The 18,255-nt window shown below is 38.2% G+C and carries 18 protein-coding genes; 12 read left to right on the top strand and 6 right to left on the bottom strand.

The window, feature by feature from the left end:
* Positions 1-10: 10 nt before the first annotated feature.
* Positions 11-3,055 carry a PVC-type heme-binding CxxCH protein gene (locus Q8M41_RS02690; RefSeq protein WP_305363698.1) on the bottom strand — a complete coding sequence of 1,015 codons (3,045 nt, stop codon included), beginning with the start codon at positions 3,053-3,055 and terminating at the stop codon, positions 11-13.
* Between the two features lie 281 nt (positions 3,056-3,336).
* Here Q8M41_RS02690 and Q8M41_RS02685 point away from each other — a divergent pair, with 281 nt between their 5' ends.
* Positions 3,337-4,353, top strand: coding sequence for a DUF3500 domain-containing protein (locus Q8M41_RS02685; RefSeq protein WP_305363697.1), 1,017 nt, complete (start codon positions 3,337-3,339; stop codon positions 4,351-4,353).
* Positions 4,354-4,456: 103 nt separating this feature from the next.
* On the opposite strand, the gene Q8M41_RS02680 is transcribed toward Q8M41_RS02685, so the two are convergent.
* Together Q8M41_RS02680 and Q8M41_RS02675 are read right to left on the bottom strand one after the other, a co-directional pair.
* Positions 4,457-4,786 (bottom strand): DUF3276 family protein, encoded by a 330-nt coding sequence (locus Q8M41_RS02680; protein ID WP_305363696.1) that lies wholly within the window; start codon positions 4,784-4,786, stop codon positions 4,457-4,459.
* A 187-nt stretch (positions 4,787-4,973) separates the two neighbouring features.
* Positions 4,974-6,764: an ABC transporter ATP-binding protein gene (locus tag Q8M41_RS02675; RefSeq protein ID WP_305363757.1), complete on the bottom strand. Its 1,791-nt coding sequence runs from the start codon at positions 6,762-6,764 to the stop codon at positions 4,974-4,976.
* A 262-nt stretch (positions 6,765-7,026) separates the two neighbouring features.
* Between Q8M41_RS02675 and Q8M41_RS02670 the strand changes: the two genes are divergently transcribed.
* The 9 genes from Q8M41_RS02670 (at position 7,027) to Q8M41_RS02630 (ending at position 13,162) form a co-directional block, all read left to right on the top strand.
* Positions 7,027-8,115 (top strand): Glu/Leu/Phe/Val dehydrogenase dimerization domain-containing protein, encoded by a 1,089-nt coding sequence (locus tag Q8M41_RS02670; RefSeq protein ID WP_305363695.1) that lies wholly within the window; start codon positions 7,027-7,029, stop codon positions 8,113-8,115.
* Positions 8,116-8,148: 33 nt separating this feature from the next.
* Entirely contained in the window at positions 8,149-9,096 is a 948-nt protein-coding gene (gene nusB / locus Q8M41_RS02665; protein ID WP_305363694.1) for a transcription antitermination factor NusB, read from the top strand.
* Positions 9,097-9,152: 56 nt separating this feature from the next.
* Complete coding sequence (locus tag Q8M41_RS02660; protein WP_305363693.1) at positions 9,153-9,602, top strand: DUF1573 domain-containing protein; 450 nt, start codon at positions 9,153-9,155, stop codon at positions 9,600-9,602.
* Positions 9,603-9,626: 24 nt separating this feature from the next.
* Positions 9,627-9,917, top strand: coding sequence for a preprotein translocase subunit YajC (gene yajC, locus Q8M41_RS02655; protein WP_305363692.1), 291 nt, complete (start codon positions 9,627-9,629; stop codon positions 9,915-9,917).
* 82 nt (positions 9,918-9,999) lie between these two features.
* The gene (locus tag Q8M41_RS02650; protein WP_305363691.1) at positions 10,000-10,947 is read left to right on the top strand and encodes a YbbR-like domain-containing protein; all 948 of its coding nucleotides are present in this window, start codon (positions 10,000-10,002) and stop codon (positions 10,945-10,947) included.
* Positions 10,944-11,540 carry a dephospho-CoA kinase gene (gene coaE, locus Q8M41_RS02645; protein WP_370870427.1) on the top strand — a complete coding sequence of 199 codons (597 nt, stop codon included), beginning with the start codon at positions 10,944-10,946 and terminating at the stop codon, positions 11,538-11,540. Before Q8M41_RS02650 ends, coaE begins: the two co-directional genes overlap by 4 nt.
* A gap of 1 nt (position 11,541) precedes the next feature.
* Positions 11,542-12,492: an MBL fold metallo-hydrolase gene (locus tag Q8M41_RS02640; RefSeq protein WP_305363690.1), complete on the top strand. Its 951-nt coding sequence runs from the start codon at positions 11,542-11,544 to the stop codon at positions 12,490-12,492.
* Entirely contained in the window at positions 12,482-12,640 is a 159-nt protein-coding gene (locus tag Q8M41_RS02635) for a DUF5522 domain-containing protein (RefSeq protein ID WP_305363689.1), read from the top strand. The genes Q8M41_RS02640 and Q8M41_RS02635 overlap by 11 nt, the downstream gene beginning before the upstream one ends.
* A gap of 72 nt (positions 12,641-12,712) precedes the next feature.
* A complete protein-coding gene (locus Q8M41_RS02630; protein ID WP_305363688.1) occupies positions 12,713-13,162 on the top strand; it encodes a MarR family winged helix-turn-helix transcriptional regulator in 450 nt (149 codons plus the stop codon).
* 276 nt (positions 13,163-13,438) lie between these two features.
* On the opposite strand, the gene Q8M41_RS02625 is transcribed toward Q8M41_RS02630, so the two are convergent.
* Genes Q8M41_RS02625 through Q8M41_RS02615 form a run of 3 tightly spaced genes read right to left on the bottom strand, consistent with a single transcriptional unit; the run spans position 13,439 to position 15,445 of the window.
* Positions 13,439-14,152 (bottom strand): ZIP family metal transporter, encoded by a 714-nt coding sequence (locus Q8M41_RS02625; protein ID WP_305363687.1) that lies wholly within the window; start codon positions 14,150-14,152, stop codon positions 13,439-13,441.
* Positions 14,134-14,715: a phosphatase PAP2 family protein gene (locus Q8M41_RS02620; protein WP_305363686.1), complete on the bottom strand. Its 582-nt coding sequence runs from the start codon at positions 14,713-14,715 to the stop codon at positions 14,134-14,136. The genes Q8M41_RS02625 and Q8M41_RS02620 overlap by 19 nt, the downstream gene beginning before the upstream one ends.
* Complete coding sequence (locus tag Q8M41_RS02615; RefSeq protein ID WP_305363755.1) at positions 14,708-15,445, bottom strand: bifunctional 2-polyprenyl-6-hydroxyphenol methylase/3-demethylubiquinol 3-O-methyltransferase UbiG; 738 nt, start codon at positions 15,443-15,445, stop codon at positions 14,708-14,710. The genes Q8M41_RS02620 and Q8M41_RS02615 overlap by 8 nt, the downstream gene beginning before the upstream one ends.
* 96 nt (positions 15,446-15,541) lie before the next feature.
* Here Q8M41_RS02615 and glmM point away from each other — a divergent pair, with 96 nt between their 5' ends.
* Both glmM and Q8M41_RS02605 read left to right on the top strand, forming a co-directional pair.
* Positions 15,542-16,930: a phosphoglucosamine mutase gene (gene glmM / locus Q8M41_RS02610; RefSeq protein WP_305363685.1), complete on the top strand. Its 1,389-nt coding sequence runs from the start codon at positions 15,542-15,544 to the stop codon at positions 16,928-16,930.
* A gap of 114 nt (positions 16,931-17,044) precedes the next feature.
* The gene (locus Q8M41_RS02605; protein WP_305363684.1) at positions 17,045-18,193 is read left to right on the top strand and encodes a cysteine desulfurase family protein; all 1,149 of its coding nucleotides are present in this window, start codon (positions 17,045-17,047) and stop codon (positions 18,191-18,193) included.
* Positions 18,194-18,255 lie beyond the last annotated feature (62 nt).

Here is an 18,255-nt window from a genome sequence, read left to right as displayed (position 1 = left end):
GATTATTCCTTTAAAATTTGCGTAAAAATGCCAGAAGATCTGCCATTTCCTGTTTGTTGATCTTTTTCTCCAGTCCGGAAGGCATTGCAGAAATTTCCATGCTTTTTATTTCCTTAATATCCTGACGATTGATCGTCTTTTCAAGTTTTCCATTGTTTTTGAGCGCTATAGCCACATCTGTTTCACTTGAAATAATTCCCTGATGGGATTCGCCATTTTTTAATTCCACATTCCAAAGATCATAACCACTTGATATTGAAATATTTGGATCCAGAATATTAGCCATGATGATTTCGGCAGTCCAGTTATGAATGGTACCCAGATCAGGACCAAGTTCAACACCCATTTTCCCTCTCACCTGGTGACAAATAGCACAGTTCTGTACATATACATTCTGACCATTTGTAGCATCTCCCTTAAGCTCAAGAGCTTCCTGATAGGCTTTATTTACCTTTTTGCCTTCTTCTTCATTTTTGGTAAAGAGCGTTCTGGCTCTGTTCCGTAAGAGGTCATCTTTATTTTGCATTAGTTGAACACTTCTGCTGAAACTAACACTGCTGGCCTGAACCTGATTTTTTTCAATTGCACTTAAAAGCAGATTGATCCTTTCATCATTCCCAAGAAATGTTCCGATAGCAGCATCCCTGATTTCAGGTGTAAGAACAGCCCATTTATGCAAAACATACTCACTAACCACAGTTCCCGGTATTTTACTCAGGGTTTTTAAAGCTGCCAGCTGAACGATCGGTTGTTCCTGCGGAACAATTAAATTCTTTAACAAAGAACTATATGGGGCAGGCTCAGTCAATGCGAGGAAATTAATGGCTTCAGTTCTTTTTTTATCTGTAAGGCTGCGGTCTGTCATAATTTTCAATGACCTGTCTATGGCAGCTTTTGTTTCAGGCCCGGTACTTAATCCGATTACCCTCAACATATCGAGAGATCCTTTTCGTACTTCATCAGATGGGTGGCTGAAAAATGTGCTAATTAATAAGTTCTGATCGTTTTTAAAGACATTAATAGATTCAGGAGATTTTGATTTCAGGGATTCCATTCCGATGGCAAGCCCTTCAAGCATAGCTCCCTGCCAAGGCATTTGCTTCCCCGAACCATTAGATATAGATTTTTGAAGTAGCTTCCTTATCGCATTTTGATCACCACCATTTGCGGTCATCGTAGCCAGCCGCTGAACTAATAATGAATAGGCAGGTACATCCACCTGGTACCTATTGAGCACTTCTTTTAAAATTGATTCTGTTTGTGAAGAGGATGCTGTTAAAGCAGCAATCTGAATCCATTTATCATTGATATCCTGAAATAAAAGTTTATTCCTGACTGTCGCTGATTCTTTTGAATTATCATATCCCAGGGTTAATAATAATTGCAGCCTGACTTTGGGGTCATTATCATTTTGCATGGATAGGAGTGCTGTAAGCAGTTGAGAGGACTCCTGCAAATGAAGCTCGGCAAGTTTGATTGCATTGCTGCGGATACCTGCTTCATTATCTTTTAAAGCTTGTTCAATCAAGGCAGGGCTTAATTCAGCCAGGCCCTCAAGCGTCCAGAGTGCATGTAGCCTGCCCATAGGGGATTCCGGATTGCCGGCCATTTTCATTAGCGCAGGTACAGCTTTTTTATCATTTCGGTCGACCAAAAGTCGTTGAGAGTTAGTTCTCCACCAACGGTTATTATCTGCAAGATGCTCCACAAGTTTTTCACTGCTTTCATCACCCAGTTTAAGACCTTTCGTCCATTCTGCAGCTTTCTGGCCTGTTGCACTAATCCTATAAATACGACCCTTTTCAGAGCCATCATACAGTCCTCCGGCTTTTACTGCCTGTTCCGACATCCATTCGGGTGACTCGATTACTCTGCGGTAATAATCTAGCATGTAGAGTGCACCATCCGGACCTACATAGAAATTGACCGGGCGTGACCAGGCATCCGTTGAAGTCAGAAACTCCTTATTATTTAACAGAGCACTTGCCTCAAAGCTTGTCCCCTTGTCTTTCAGGATGTCCACATGCACAAGGTTGCTTACCGGTTCTGCCACAAAGCTTATATTTTTATCAAATGGGGCAGGGAAGGCACCTCCGTCATATACGGTTATGCCGCATCCGGAAGTCATTACCCCCACATCGGTGAGTAATTGCCTGTCGGGATGAGTGGTAGTAGGGAAGACCTCCGGAGCATTCAGATGGTCTGACATCGACTGGATTGAACTGGAAATAACCAGATCTTTATTTCGCTGGAAATAACGGTTAGCTATTACCTCATGATAACCCTGGTTAGAATTATTACATCCGAACCAATGCCCATATTGATCAAAGGCATGCCCGAATTGGGTTTGATAGGATAGAGTCTCTATCTTTTTCTTTTCTGGTTGAAACCTGATGGATAGCCCCTTGGCATTTTTTGGTAATTTTTGAGCGTTCAATTCGTCCGGAAAAATAATTTCTGAACCTTCATCCCCGAATTCTTCTTTGTACTCACGGGTGGATGTTGCACCCTGATGCCCAATGTAAATCCAGTTATCTAATCCGTACATCGGGTTATTGGTATTATGCTGAGGATTTGATAGCGCAAATCCACTAAGGACTGTGTCACGGATATCCGATTTTCCATCATTGTCAGAATCTTCGAGGTAGAGCAAATTAGGGGCATCAGTAATCAGGATGCCCTTTTTCCATCGCATAACACCTGCCGGAAGTGTTAATTTGTCGGCGAAAACAATTCGCTCATCCATTTTTCCATCCCCATTAGTATCCTTCAGCAGAATTACATTGCCACTTCCGCTTTTATCCAGGGGATAACCGTGCATTTCAACAACATACATATTGCCGTATTCGTCGATTTCCATATCTACCGGATCTGAGATCAGGGGTTCTGCGGCGACTAATTCGATTTTAAAACCGGGAGGGACTTCAAACGTGGATAGGGCATGATCTGAATCTACTGCTGATGTGCCTGATTTTTCTTTACAGCTGGCAAAAAATAGGGGTATAAATAGGAAGGGAATAGACAATCGAAAAAAATCAGGGATATAAATGCGCATAGAATATTCTTATTTTGAGGATGTTAAATCGTATTTTATTAATTTAAAGCTAATTATTCTATTCCTTGTTTTCATTCTTAATTTATCAATGTTCAACAGAATTAATTAAATTGCTTCCAGGCTTTTAATTTTTTTGATACTTTACTTTTAAAGTACATGAAAATAGTAGTTAGATTTGATCAGCTGTGATATTAAATTCCAGTTATCTAGTACTTTATAAGATTAATTTATTATTTGATCAAAATAGAATTTTAATCCGTTCTGTTTAATTATTCCATTATATGAAGAAAGAATTATTGTTATTAAGCATGTTTCTGTTTATACGGCTCGCTGGTTTTGGACAGGAATCTGTTTTAACAGCTACTCGGTTTATTGCCTTGCTCACTGAGGCCCAAAAGACCGAAACCGTTTTCCCTTTTGACGTGGAAGAACGATATAATTTTCATTTTGTGCCAATGAAAAGGAGGGGCATTACTTTCAATGAAATGAATCCTCAGCAACATAAGCTGGCATTGGAATTATTACGATCATGCCTTGGTCAAGAAACTTTTCAAAAAACCAATGAAATCATACAGTTAGAAATTGTTTTGAAAGAATTGGAAAAAAGAAAGCCGGAAGATAATTTTCGGGATCCCGGCAATTACCACTTTACGATTTTTGGGAATCCTTCCTCAAAAAGTATTTGGGGCTGGCGGTTTGAAGGACATCATATCTCATTCAATTTCTCTTTCAACAGAAAAACGCTTGTGGCAGGTACTCCCGGGTTCATGGGAAGTAACCCGGCAATTGTACTTAACGGACCAATGGCTGGCAAACAAGTCTTGAAACAGGAATCTGACAGAGGCTTTGCTGTAATCAATTCATTTACTTCAACGCAGTTAAAAAAGGCCATCATTGATACAGTAGCTTTTAAAGATATTTTGACCTTTGATAAGCGCAAGGCTCTTCTGGGTAAACCCGAAGGAATCAGATTTTCAGAATTATCAAGAGAACAACAATCTTTATTGTTACAACTAATCAGAGTTTATGTTCACAGATACAGGCATGATTTCGCTAAAAAAATGATGCAGGAAATCCAGAAGGAGGGTTTAGACAATATTTGGTTTGCCTGGGCGGGATATACTAAGCCTGAGATAGGTAAAGGATCATATTACCGCGTTCAGGGTCCTACAATCGTCATTGAGTATGACAACACTCAAAACAATGCCAATCATGTTCATTCCGTAGTCCGCGATTTAAAAAATGATTTTGGCGGGGATCTGTTATTAGAGCATTATAAAAAGGGCCATTCGCATTAATTAGAGATTGTTAATATAGCAATGAAAGGAAAAGCCCCAATACAATTTCTTGTTTGGGGCTTTTTTATGAACGAATAATTTATTCTGTCAGAATAAATCTGAATTATATTTCAAAAGAGAAATCATCGCTTTCCTTTGCAGGCTCAGTATGATTTTCTGAATATTCATAACGCTTTTCTACTACTTCCTGGTGAGCTTTGATATAATCTATAGTTTCTTTAAGACCTTCAGCAAACTTTTCAAAGTCCTCTTTGTAAAGGAATATTTTGTGCTTGATAAAAACACCATCTTCTAAACGCTTCTTACTTTCAGTTACTGTAACATAGTAATCGTTTGAACGTGTAGCTTTAACATCGAAAAAGTAGGTGCGCTTCCCGGCTCGTACCTTCTTCGAAAAAACCTCTTCTCTTTCTTTGTTGTCGAAATCTCCCATAGTCATAATTTAATTTGGTAGGGGTAAATATAATAGATATTAGTAAAGTAACAAATTGATTTTTTTTTGAACAAAAACAGATTTCAGTTGATAGTTGAGAATGGAGAGTTGAGAATTAAATTGATAATTGACAGTGGATTTTAGCCATTGAACAAAATCCCATTATCCATTCTCCATTTCCTAATTGCTATTCCCCCGCCGTTTGCTCCTCCAAAAGTTGCTTTTCAAACAAATCAAAATAACTGCCTTTAAGATCCATTAGTTCGTCGTGAGTGCCCTGTTCAATGATTTCTCCACCATCCATAACCAGTATTCTGTCCGCATTTTTAATAGTTGATACCCTATGAGCAATCAAAATGCTGGTTTTGTTTTTCATTATCCTGCTCAAATTATTAAGAATTTCTTCCTCTGTTCGGGTATCTACGGCAGAGAGGCAGTCATCAAAAATAAGAGTCTGTGGTTCTTTAATTATTGCCCTGGCAATAGAGAGCCTTTGTTTTTGTCCGCCGGATAAGGTAATTCCCCGCTCTCCAATCATTGTTTCGAAGCCCTTACTAAACTCCATGATATTTTTGAATACTGCTGCATTTTTTGCTGCCATTTCAACTTTGCCAGCATCAGCTTCCATCATTCCAAAAGCAATATTATTATAAATTGTTTCAGAGAACAGGAAAACTTCCTGCGGAACAAAGCCTATTTGCTGCCTGAAGTGTTGCAGATCAAGCTTTTCAATGGTTTTGCCATCGAGTAATATTTGTCCATCATCTGCATCATACATTCGCATCAAAAGATTGGCAATGGTGGATTTTCCTGAGCCTGTTCTACCAATAATGGCAAGAAACTCACCGCTTTTTACCTCAAACGAAATATTTTTTATCGCCTGTATACCTGTATCAGGATACCTGAAGCTCACATTCTTAAAGCTAACATTTCCTTTTAACTCTGTTTTTTCTCCGGAGACGGAAATAATCTCTGGCTTCGTATTTAAAAATTCATTTATCCTTTTTTGGGATGCAGCTGCCCTTTGTATCAGGGAGGTAACCCAACCGAGAGACATGACCGGAAATGTAAGCTGATTAACATAGACAATAAATTCAGCAATATTTCCGGAAGTGATATTGCCGTTCATAACTTCAACACCTCCGATATAAACTGTTACGATCGTACTAAGTCCCACAAGCAAAAGCATCATCGGATAGAAAAGTGCCTGAACCTGCACCAACGACATGGAATGTGATTTATAGTTTTCGCTTTCATTATTGAACTTTTTCCGGATATCACCCTCCCTGACGTAGGCTTTAATCACCCGGATACCTGAAAAGGTCTCCTGAACAAAACTTGATAATGATGAAAGCTGCTGCTGTATTTTTTCACTGCGATGGTTGATCATTGAATGAACATAATAGATCGTAATCGCCAGAAGAGGCAAAGGCAGCAATGAAAATACAGTAAGTCTTGTATTAACATTAAACATGGATATGATGATCAGAATAAAAAGTACGCTGGTATTAATTGTGTACATGATCCCCGGTCCAAGGTACATTCTGACTCTGCTTACATCCTCAGTTACCCTATTCATCAGATCACCTGTATTATTTCTGCGATAAAAGGCCATCGACAGTTTCTGATAATGCTGATAAATCTCATTTTTAAGATCATACTCAATATGTCTTGACATCAGAATGATGGTCTGACGCATAAAAAACAAGAATATCCCTCTGAGCAGGGCCAATAGCAGGACAATTATTCCAAACAGCAATAAACTGTGGCCAAAAACCCTCGAGATTAGTTCCTGTCGGTCGAATCCATCAAAAAGCCTGAAAAGTGCTATGTTTTCATTCACAAGGTCAAAAGCTATCCTTATCACCTGAGCCGGAAGTACTGCGAAAAGGTTTGAAATTATAACGAAAAGTATGCCGGGCAACAAGCGCCAGCGATATTTATAGAAGAATTTATTGAGATAAGCCAGTTCTTTCATCTGATCCTTGTCTTGCAAAAGTAGATAGAATTTAGGGAATTGGTAGCTGACAATGGACAATAGTGGAACGAATTTTTTGCGGGTCAAGCCCGCCATGACAATGTATTGCTGAGAGAATAAGGAGATCTCCAATCATTTCTGACATCCGACATCTGACAACAGGTAACGGGTAACAGGTTTTAAGAAAAACTATTACAAACCATTATGAATAATTAAAACAACATTTTTTACTACTTTTGTGGCGTAAAGCCAGGCATCCAACATGATTTTATCTCAATTTGAAGAACATTCAGTTTTTAGTCAGCTTGACACATTCGGTCATCAAAAATTAGTTTATTGCAGTGATCCGGGTACCGGATTAAAGGCAATAATTGCAATACATGATACCACACTTGGCCCTGCATTGGGTGGGACCCGTATGTGGCCTTACAAATCAGAATCAGAAGCACTTCATGATGTTTTGCGTTTATCACGAAGCATGACCTACAAAGCAGCCATAACAGGTTTAAACTTGGGCGGAGGTAAAGGAGTAATTATCGGGGATAGCCGAATACATAAATCAGAGGCTCTGATGCGCAGGTATGGCCGTTTTATTGAAAATTTGAACGGATCATTTATCACAGCCGAAGAAGTAGGAACCAATCCAAGGGATATGGAATATATCCGTATGGAAACAAAATATGTTACAGGTGTACCAGAATCTATTGGTGGAAGTGGTGATCCCTCTCCGGTAACCGCCAGGGGTGTATTTATGGGTATTAAAGCCAGTTTGAAGGAGTGTTTTGGGAATGATAGTTTGGCTGGGAAAGCTGTTGCGGTGCAGGGAATCGGGCATGTTGGTGAGAGTCTTGTTTCCTTACTTAGAAATGAAAATGCTAAGGTTTATATCAGTGACATTAATGAGGAGCGTTTGGGCCAGATTGCACAAAAATATGGGGCAATAGCTGTTGCCAATAATAAACTGTTTGATCTCGATATTGATATTTATTCACCCTGTGCATTAGGTGCTACGGTTAATACAGAAACTATAAACCGTTTAAAATGTTCCATTATTGCGGGATCTGCAAATAATCAGCTTGCTGATGAAGTTGTTCATGGCAATATGTTACTCGAAAAAGGTATTATGTATGCCCCTGATTACCTGATCAATGCTGGTGGCCTGATCAATTGCTATTCAGAAATTGCCGGTTTTAATAAAAAGAAAACATTTCAGATGGCCGAAAATATTTATGAAGCCACCAGAAGGGTGTTACAAAAATCAAAACAAGAGAATATTCCGACCAATGAGGCAGCAAATAAAATTGCTGAGAAGCGGATTGAGGATATCAGAAAAATAAAAGCTTCCTATTAATTTAGGATCAACAAAAAAAAATCGTTCTTATACATGTTAAATAGAAGGCATCTGAGGGTTAAAGCATTGCAGGTTTTGTATTCCTACCAGCAATCGGAAGTAAAGGAAATATTGCCTTTTGAAAAGGCGCTTTTACAGAGTGTTGATAAGGTACATGAGATGTATTTCTGGTTACTTTCACTTTTAATTGAGGTTGCAGATTACAGTATCATTGATGCAGATGAACGGGCCAATAAACATTTGCCCTCTGAAGCTGATCTTAATGCTAGTGTTAAACTCCAGAACAATCTCTTTATCAGCTTATTAAAGCAAAATTTAGAATACCTGGCAGCTGTAAAAAAATATAAAATTTCCTGGAATTTTGACCCTGAAGTAAGTAAATCAATTTTTATTTCCTTAAAGAGTTCTGCTGAGTACGCAAGCTTTAATAGCCTTCCGGTACATACAATTCAGTCAGACAAGGATATCATCAAGTATATCTTTAAAAAGCTGATTCTTAAATCACCGGGTATTGAGCAAATCTTCGAAGAAAAGTTTATTAACTGGCCGGTAGATAAGGAAGTACTTCAGGCACTGGTGGCTAAAACATTCAAAAACTTTGCAAGTGAAAATCCTGATGATAACAATCTTGCTCAGGTTTGTCCTAACTGGGATGAAGACCGGCCATTTATGCTTGACCTTTTTAAAAAGGCAGTCGCTTTTGAATCTGAATATCAGGAAATGATAGCACAGAAGACAAAAAACTGGGATTCTGAGCGTATTGCGGTGATGGATACCCTATTGATGCGAATGGCCATTACTGAACTCATTCATTTCTCTTCAATACCTGTCAAAGTTACCATGAATGAGTATATTGAAATCGCAAAAGAATTTAGTACACCCAAGAGCAATTCATTCATAAATGGTATTTTAGATAAAATTTTAGCAGATCTGAAAACTTCAGGAAAGGTTCGTAAGTCAGGACGTGGATTAATGGAGTAAATTTGAACATATATTTTTCATAGTGTTATTTTGTAAATCATAAATATTAATTAGTAATGAGAAAAATTTTTTTATCAATCGCTTGCCTTGTTGTTTTAGCAGCATGTAATAATCAGAAAACAGTTGAAAGCACGGCAGATTCGAAGGAAACTAGTGAAATTGCAGCAGTTGACACAGCCAGTGCACCCGCATTCAAATTTGAAAAGGAAGTTTATGACTTTGGAAAAATCACAGATGGAGATGTTGTTACCTACGATTTTAAATTCAAGAATATTGGGAACAGCCCTTTAATTATAAGTAGTGCAACAGCAAGTTGTGGTTGTACCGTACCGGAATATCCTAAAGAGCCCATAGCTCCGGGTGCTGAGGGAGTTATTCGTGTGGTGTTTAACAGTGCAGGAAAACCGGGGATGCAGAATAAAATAGTAAGTATCACAGCTAATACAATACCATCGCTAACCGAACTGAATATACTTGGAATGGTTGATGCGGCTAAAGCAAAATAAAAATCAAAATTAAACAAGAATAATATGGATATGCAACAGATCGGCCAGTTTTTACCAATGCTACTAATTATTGTGGTGTTTTATTTTTTTATGATACGCCCGCAAATGAAGAAAGCAAAGGATCATAAAAAGTTTGTGGAGGAACTAAAGAAGGGTGATAAAGTTATCACAACCTCGGGGATACATGGTAAAATTGTTGACTTGAACGAAACTACATTTCTAATTGAAGTTGAGAGCGGTACAAAGATTCGTTTTGAAAAATCTTCTGTTTCTCTGGAATCTTCAAAAGCTCTTAGTCAGTCAGCAGCTAAATAATACGATCGTTAAATTAATATGAACGCCGCTTCATTTTTGAAGCGGCGTTTTTATTTGACTAAATTTGATTAATTCATCTGATATGCCTTTAATTAAATTTACTAAAATTGAAAGACGCAGGATCTCCCTGTTTTTCCTCTGCTTACTATTGGCAGTGGGAGCATGGTTGTTTTTTGCACTTTCCAATAGGTATGTTTATCAGGTTCAAACCTTGGTTCGGTTTGTTGATCTGCCTGAAAATAGGGCATTTCATCCGCTTCAATCAGATACCATCAGGCTTCAGGTTGAAGGAACGGGCTGGCAATTATTGTTTTCCAAACTAAGGATAAGTCCACCTTCAGTTAATATTGAATTGAAGGAATTACAGAAGCAGACTTTTATCGAACTTTCTGATCAGATTCAAAAGATCAACACTCAGGTCGGCTCTACACAGAAAGTGGTTTATATTCATCCGGATACACTTTATTTTGATTTTTCTTCAAGTACAGTCAAAAAAATCCCTGTCGTATTGAAACAGGATATTCAATTTAAAGCGCAATTTGGTATTTCAGATTCGGTTCAGATTAGTCCCGCATTTGTTACTATTACCGGACCCGTTAAAGAACTTGCAAACATAAAAGGCTGGGAAACAGAACTACTGAGTTTGGATAAAGTGAGTGAAAGTGTAAATATGAAAATTAATTTGAAGCGACCATCCAAGGCGAATATTACAATTCATCCTGGCTTTGTTGATCTCAGATTAAATATAGATGAGTTCACTGAAAAAGTAGTTGAAATACCTGTTAAGGTTCTGAACAATAAAGAGTTCAGGAATGTAAAATTACTTCCTGATAAAGTGAAGGTTACTTTGCTTAGCCCTTTGAGTAAATATCCGGAAACTGATAGAAGTGATTTTGAATTGTTTGTTGATCTGAATAACTGGAAGGAAAATGGATATACCCAGTTGCCGGTAAGAATAATCCGCATTCCTGAATTTTCCAGACTTGTAAAAATTGAACCTCAGACATTAGATTTTATTATTCAAAAATGATGCTGAAGATTGGTATAACAGGTGGAATAGGTAGCGGTAAAACTACGGTTTGTAAAGTATTCGAACTGTTAGGTGTACCTGTGTTCTATGCTGATGACGTCGCCAAGTCCATAATGCATACTGACCCGATATTGAAATCGGAGGTTCTTGATGCATTTGGACAGAATTCTTATACCCAAAGCGGTGAATTGAACCGAAGCTATATCTCATCAATAGTATTCAATGATAAGTATGAACTGGAGAAATTGAATTCGCTTGTACATCCGGCAGTTTTCAGAGCATTTGACACCTGGGTTTTAAGTCAAAAGGAAGCATCCTATGTAATTAAAGAAGCAGCGCTCTTATATGAAAGTGATGCCTATAAGATGTGCGATCAGTCGGTCCTGGTAATCTCACCCATTGAAACCAGAATAAGCAGAGTTAAAGCCAGAGACGGGATTAGTGCGGAAGATATTCAATTGAGAATGAACCGCCAGTTTAGTGACGAGCAGAAAATGAAGTTTGCAGATCATGTTCTGAATAATGATGAGAGGCAATTATTAATACCCCAAATTATTCAATTGCATCAGCAGTTTTTGATGATTGGATCCTGATATGATTATTAACGATTTTTTGGTCATTAACGAACGTGGTTTGTATTGCCGTTATGGCGATTTTTACCTGGATCCCCAATTGGCTTCTGCGCATGCTGTTATTTCACATGCACATGGTGATCATGCTGCCAGAGGCAATGATAATGTGTATTGTACACCAGCAACTGCTGCCATTATGCAGCATAGGTATCAAAAGAATGCCGGTAACAATATCCGGACTTATACTTGGTCAGAATCATTTGATTTAAATGGAGTATCCATCAGCTTCATTCCAGCCGGGCATATTCTGGGCTCAGCCCAGGTGCTGATGGAGTACAAGGGTATAAGATATTTATATACAGGTGATTATAAATTACAGGATGATGCTACCTGCGAGAAAATTGAGTTTGTCAAAGCAGATGTTTTGATTAGCGAATCTACTTTTGCAGATCCTGCTGTTCAACATCCTTCAGCATCTGATGAGATCAAAAAACTGAATTTATTCAATCACAATGTTTTACTTGGAGCCTATTCACTGGGTAAGGCACAAAGGCTTATTAGTCTGATGTCTGATTATTGTCCGAAGCGTCAGGTGCTGGTCCACCATTCTATTATCGGGCTGAACAGGATTTACGAGCAATTTGGCTTTCATCCGGGTAAGTATGAACTTTATACCCGTAAACGAATGAAACAGCCAGATCAGAATTTAGTTTATATAGTACCTCCTTTAACATTTAATAGCTATATCAGGGCTAAGAATGTGGTCAGGGCATTCGCATCGGGATGGATGAATTTGCAGACAAATAATGACCTTAAAATCTTGATTTCGGATCATGTAGACTGGAATGATATACTCAACATGATCAAAAAAGTTGAACCCTCTGAGGTTTGGACACTTCATGGTAATGGGAAACATTTGAAATCTTATTTCAAAGACCAGTTAACTGTAAAATTGCTTAATCATGCTGATTGAAAATGTAGACTTTTACATCAACGAAGAGGGTAATCTTGTGTTTACAGAAAAGTACCATTTAAAAAGAGGATATTGCTGTAAGAATAAGTGTTTAAATTGCCCCTGGAAATATGGGCAGGATAAAAATATAAAGGCTAAGGTTAAATAATTTGTTATTAATTTTGAATACCTTTTTGGTTTTAACACTCAAATTAAGCCAGCTAATGTACTAAGCATCAAAATGGAAATAGAAAAGGAAATTTACAACAAAAAATTTGAGGATAATCATCAGAAAGTGGTTGTAAACCTGATATATACCTACGGATGGATAACCAATTTACTCAAATTAAAGCTCAATAAACATAGTATTACGCTCCAGCAATACAATATTTTGAGAATTTTAAGAGGCCAGTACCCAAATCCGGCAACGGTAAACATCCTGAAAGAACGTATGCTTGATAAAATGTCTGATGCCTCCAGAATTGTTGAGCGTCTGGTACAGAAGGACCTTGTTAAACGATGTGTCAGCAATAAGGACCGAAGAGCAGTGGATATCCTGATCAGTCAAAAGGGTTTGGATATCCTTCAAAAACTCGATAATGAAGTCTCTTTGAAGGATCTGCTTTCCAAAAATATCAGCGATGAAGAGGCCCATACCTTAAGTGGATTGCTTGATAAGATGAGAGGATAGGATTTAGTTGATAATTGAAAATGGAGAGTGGAGAGTTGAGAGTTGAGAGTTGACAGTTTGTCCGTTGACAGTTGACAGTTGACAGTTGACAGTTGACAGTTGACAGTTGACAGTTGACAGTTGACAGTTGACAGTTGACAGTTGACAGTTGACAGTTGACAGTTGACAGTTGAAAAATGCGTACTTAATATAATAAATTTTCTTCGAAATCGGAAATTCCTGCTTTTAACTTTCGGCTTTAAGCTTTTGGCTTTGAGCTTTCTGCTTTTAGCTTAATTAGTGTAAATAAAACCCAATCAGTGCGATACCGATACCAAGCAGTACTGCAGCCATTTTCTTAAGATTAAATTTATGATCTACGCTCGATTCAAATAGGATTGTAGTTGAAATATGAAGGAATATGCCAATAACTACTCCCATAATCCGATCGAAATAAGCATCTATATTACCTATCGATCCTCTGCCAATCTCAAAGCTTAACCAATAGCCCATCGGACTCATAGCAGCAAAAAGAATTAGTAATCCGATGACCTTGGTCTTGCCTAAATTATTCTGCATCAGAACACTCCCCAGTGCGAAGGCGGCCGGTATATGGTGAAGGGCAATTCCAAAAACAAGCTCATTATGCTGTTTCTGAGCTAAAGGCATCCCTTCCAGAAAGGCATGTAAGCATAAACTTGCCATGATCCCAATCGGGAAAACATAGTGTTGATGATTGTGCTTATGGATGTGGCCGTGTTCTATACCCTCAGAAAACTGTTCCATCACAATCTGAAGCAGAAAGCCCCCCAGAATATATAAACCGATCTCCGGGTTCCCCGAATGATAAACATCCGGCATGAGGTGTAAGATTGTAATGGCAAACAGATAGGCTCCACTGAAAGACAATACCAGTTTCAGACGGTTGGTGTTATCCGTCTTTAGAAGAAAGATCCCCAGGCCACCCAGCATGGAGCTGCTGAATAGCAAAATTAATTCCCAGATCCCCATGCTTTAAATGATTTATTCACCATCAAAATTGTACTCATTACATATCCAATCATAGAACCCAGAATAGCTCCTCCCATTATGTCAAGAGGGAAATGTACACCGACATAAATTTGGGCAAAGCTGATAGAAAAAGCCCAGAATAAGCCAATTGGCAGAATTAACCTCCATTTACGATAGAAAACGAGGATTAGAAATACAGCTAATCCAAAATGGTTAGCTGCATGAGATGAAGGGAAACTGTAACCACTGCCACAGGCAATGAGATTTCTGACTTCTTTTTTAATCTCGGGGTCATTACATGGTCTTAATCGTTCAATAGTGGGTTTGATTACTGAGGATGAAAAATAATCTGTCAGACCAAAGGTTAGTATAGTAAACAGCAGGATAAGCCAGCCTTTTTTACCATAGTTTCTTACTAAAAAGATTACAATGAACAAGTAAAGAGGAGTCCAGAAAAAGCGGTTTCTTAAAGCTGGCATAAGCCAGTCGAAAAAAGAATTACTTAGGCCCTGATTGATGCCAAAGAATAAATTCTGGTCAAACTGAATAATCTGTTCAAACATTGGCTTTTTGACAAATAAATATCAGACGGTCTGATTTTGTTTCATTGAATGGATTTAAGGAAAAATCGCCGAAATGATTTAAAATCTTAAAGCCACTTTTTTCGAACATATGTAGAAAGTCTGCCAGAGTAAATGCCTTTACTTCTTCCTTAAATGAATAATCTTTATTCTTATGTTCAAAGGAAATGCTTTTAATGATCTTGCCATCAGCTATTTTTTTGCTGATATAAAAATCTATGCCATCTACATGTTTCACTTCCTGATTGGTAAGATGATGCATGATTTTATGACTGTTAAAATAGTCAAGGACCAGAATACCGCCTTTTTTTAGTGATTTTCTGAACGTTTTTAAGGCATTAATATGATCTTTTTCTGTTTCAAAGTAACCAAAACTCGTAAAAAGGTTAAATGCAATATCAAAGTAATTGATGTAAAATGGATATCGCATATCATGTACATAAAATTGAAGTTTCTCATTTTCAAACTGTTGGGCAAACTTCACATTAGATACTGACAAGTCGATTCCTGTTACATCGTACCCTTTTTTGTTCAGGTATACTGAGTGTCTTCCGCGTCCACAAGCGATATCAAGTAAATTGGAGTCTGCGGTTGGCTTTAGGTATGCACATAGGTTGTCAATAAAAAATTCGGCCTCTTCATCATTGCGCTGATGGTACAGAATATGATAATAAGGAGAATTAAACCAGTTTTGAAACCACTTCTTTGGCATATGCAGATCACAGGATATGGAGGCAAATATATACATTTACTGTTTTACAGTTATGAATAGGATGTAATTGTTATTTTTGCTCAATAATTTTAAATCGTGGCTTTAATAAAATCGATCTCCGGAATCAGGGGTACAATAGGCGGATTGGCAGGAAATGGTTTGACACCATCTGACATCGTAAAATTTACTTCAGCTTATGGCCGTTGGGTCGTAGCAAGTACAGGCAAGAATAAGGTAGTAATTGGCAGAGACGCCAGAATTTCGGGTGAAATGGTCCGTAATCTGGTGGTTGGTACCCTGCAAAGTATTGGAATTGACGTGGTCGATCTGGGCCTGTCAACCACACCAACTGTTGAAGTTGCGGTGCCTGATGAAAATGCCGGTGGTGGTATCATTCTGACTGCCAGTCATAATCCAAAGCAATGGAATGCCTTGAAGCTTCTGAATGATAAGGGAGAGTTTATTTCTGATCAGGAGGGGCAATTAGTGCTTTCTATGGCTGAGGAGAGCGATTTTGAATTTGCTGATGTTAATAGTCTGGGAAAGGTTAGCTACGACGATAGCTATTTACAAAAGCATATAGACAAGGTGCTGGCATTGCCGCTTGTGAATGCTGAAGCTGTGCGGAATGCTAATTTTAAAATAGCAATTGACTGTGTAAATTCTTCGGGTGGGATATTTGTACCTGCACTACTAAAAGCCTTGGGTGTAAAGACCATTTATGAGCTTTACTGCGAACCTGATGGTGAGTTTCCTCACAATCCTGAGCCACTACCTGAAAATCTGATTGATCTTTCACGTATGGTAGTTGCCAAAAAGGCTGATCTTGGTATCGCCGTTGATCCGGATGTTGACAGATTGTGTTTCGTATGTGAAGATGGTTCAATGTTTGGTGAAGAATATACGCTTGTTGCGGTTTCGGACTATGTTCTCAAGCATACCCCCGGTAACACGGTTTCCAATTTATCATCGACCCGTGCTTTAAGGGATGTAACCGAATCTGCAGGTGGAACTTATAATGCTGCTGCTGTAGGTGAAGTAAATGTGGTCAATAAGATGAAAGAGACTCAGGCTATTATTGGCGGAGAGGGAAATGGAGGTGTTATCTATCCTGAATCTCATTATGGACGGGATGCTTTGGTTGGGATTGCTTTGTTTTTGACCCATCTTGCAATAAGCAAGCAATCTGTATCGGTGCTCAGAGCTTCTTATCCTGCTTATTACATTTCAAAGAATAAAATCACACTGACTCCTGAAATGGATATCGATTCTCTCTTAATTGAGGTTGAAAAGAGGTATGAAAATCAGCCCCATAGTACTATTGATGGCTTAAAAATAGAATTTGATAAACAATGGGTACATCTTCGGAAATCGAACACTGAACCAATAATCAGAATTTATTCTGAGAGCAGTTCAGAAACGGGTGCCGAATACCTTGCACAGAAAATCATATCAGATATAAAAGAAATATTGCGTTTAACCTAATAATCTTACCAAAGAACAAGTATTAATTTACTGAGTATATTTTCACTCATTTTTACATCTGCTTTAACCAATTGCTGGTGTAAACTGATTTAATCTGTTGAATAATTTATTATTATGCGTGTATACCTGGATAATGCTGCTACTACCCCTTTAGACAAAGAGGTGCTGAAGACGATTTATGAAGTAATGGAAAGTCATTATGGCAATCCTTCCTCCATTCATGCTCATGGGCGTGAAGTACGTACATTGATCGAAAAGGCGAGAAAGAGTGTTGCATCACTTCTGCACGCTTCGCCCTCCGAATTTTTCTTTACTTCTGGTGGGACCGAGGCAGATAACATGGCTATTCGCTGTGGTATTATTGATCATGGAATCAAACATGCAATTACCAGTGCTATTGAGCACCATGCTGTTTTGCACACCCTTCAGGCACTTGAAAGTAGTGGTTTGATCAAGTTGAGTTATGTAAATATGGATGAAAAGGGGACTATTGATTACCAGCATCTTGAAGAAATCCTGAATACAAATGAACGCAGTTTTGTTTCACTGATGCATGCCAATAATGAATTAGGAACACTTACAGATATTGAAAGGGTAGGTGAATTATGTGAAAAGTATCATGCAATCTTCCATTGCGATACCGTGCAGAGTATGGGGCACTATCCACATGATCTTAGCAAATTGAAGGTACACTTTCTCGTTTGTGCTGCACACAAACTGCATGGCCCAAAAGGAGTGGGCTTCCTGTACATTAACCATAATATTAAGATCAATCCGATGATTTTTGGTGGTTCTCAGGAGCGAAATATGCGGGGTGGGACAGAAAATGTCTATGGCATTGCAGGTTTAGCAAAGGCACTTGAAATTGCTTATGCAGAGATGGCTGAGCATCATGAATACATTCAGGGGCTTAAATCTTATATGATGCAGGAGTTAGTAAAAAACATACCCCGAATTGAATTTAATGGTGACACTGAACCTGAGAAAAGTCTTTATACTGTACTAAATGTTTCATTTCCTGAAATGGAGATGGCAGAAATGCTGCTTTTTAGTCTGGATATTTCAGGTATTTCTGCATCTGGAGGCAGTGCGTGCAGCTCCGGAACCAATATTGGCTCGCATGTTTTAAATGGAATTCAGGCTAATCCAAATCGTCCTGCGGTACGGTTTTCCTTCAGCAAATACAATACAAGGGAAGAGATCGATTATGTTGTTCTGAAGCTAAAGGAAATTGTCATGTTGAGGTTTAATGCTGAATACTGATTCTTTACATCAAATCAATCTTGCTTTTTTATTCAATTTTTTGTAAATTGTATAAATACTTA

The sequence above is a fragment of the Daejeonella sp. genome (assembly GCF_030684675.1).
GTDB lineage: Bacteria > Bacteroidota > Bacteroidia > Sphingobacteriales > Sphingobacteriaceae > Daejeonella.
The sequence above is the reverse complement of the archived record's forward strand: the minus strand, read 5'-3'. Positions and strand labels throughout refer to the sequence as shown.

What these genes read in the sequence shown, in the direction of transcription:
- Q8M41_RS02675 (WP_305363757.1), bottom strand. Translation starts at nt 6,764, where the DNA reads ATGAAAGAACTGGCTTATCTCAATAAATTCTTCTATAAATATCGCTGG.
- Q8M41_RS02615 (WP_305363755.1), bottom strand. Translation starts at nt 15,445, where the DNA reads ATGCCAAAGAAGTGGTTTCAAAACTGGTTTAATTCTCCTTATTATCAT.
- Q8M41_RS02650 (WP_305363691.1), top strand. Translation starts at nt 10,000, where the DNA reads ATGCCTTTAATTAAATTTACTAAAATTGAAAGACGCAGGATCTCCCTG.
- Q8M41_RS02620 (WP_305363686.1), bottom strand. Translation starts at nt 14,715, where the DNA reads ATGTTTGAACAGATTATTCAGTTTGACCAGAATTTATTCTTTGGCATC.
- coaE (WP_370870427.1), top strand. Translation starts at nt 10,944, where the DNA reads ATGATGCTGAAGATTGGTATAACAGGTGGAATAGGTAGCGGTAAAACT.
- Q8M41_RS02625 (WP_305363687.1), bottom strand. Translation starts at nt 14,152, where the DNA reads ATGGGGATCTGGGAATTAATTTTGCTATTCAGCAGCTCCATGCTGGGT.
- Q8M41_RS02690 (WP_305363698.1), bottom strand. Translation starts at nt 3,055, where the DNA reads ATGCGCATTTATATCCCTGATTTTTTTCGATTGTCTATTCCCTTCCTA.
- Q8M41_RS02680 (WP_305363696.1), bottom strand. Translation starts at nt 4,786, where the DNA reads ATGGGAGATTTCGACAACAAAGAAAGAGAAGAGGTTTTTTCGAAGAAG.
- Q8M41_RS02630 (WP_305363688.1), top strand. Translation starts at nt 12,713, where the DNA reads ATGGAAATAGAAAAGGAAATTTACAACAAAAAATTTGAGGATAATCAT.
- Q8M41_RS02685 (WP_305363697.1), top strand. Translation starts at nt 3,337, where the DNA reads ATGAAGAAAGAATTATTGTTATTAAGCATGTTTCTGTTTATACGGCTC.
- Q8M41_RS02670 (WP_305363695.1), top strand. Translation starts at nt 7,027, where the DNA reads ATGATTTTATCTCAATTTGAAGAACATTCAGTTTTTAGTCAGCTTGAC.
- Q8M41_RS02660 (WP_305363693.1), top strand. Translation starts at nt 9,153, where the DNA reads ATGAGAAAAATTTTTTTATCAATCGCTTGCCTTGTTGTTTTAGCAGCA.
- Q8M41_RS02605 (WP_305363684.1), top strand. Translation starts at nt 17,045, where the DNA reads ATGCGTGTATACCTGGATAATGCTGCTACTACCCCTTTAGACAAAGAG.
- yajC (WP_305363692.1), top strand. Translation starts at nt 9,627, where the DNA reads ATGGATATGCAACAGATCGGCCAGTTTTTACCAATGCTACTAATTATT.
- Q8M41_RS02635 (WP_305363689.1), top strand. Translation starts at nt 12,482, where the DNA reads ATGCTGATTGAAAATGTAGACTTTTACATCAACGAAGAGGGTAATCTT.
- Q8M41_RS02640 (WP_305363690.1), top strand. Translation starts at nt 11,542, where the DNA reads ATGATTATTAACGATTTTTTGGTCATTAACGAACGTGGTTTGTATTGC.
- nusB (WP_305363694.1), top strand. Translation starts at nt 8,149, where the DNA reads ATGTTAAATAGAAGGCATCTGAGGGTTAAAGCATTGCAGGTTTTGTAT.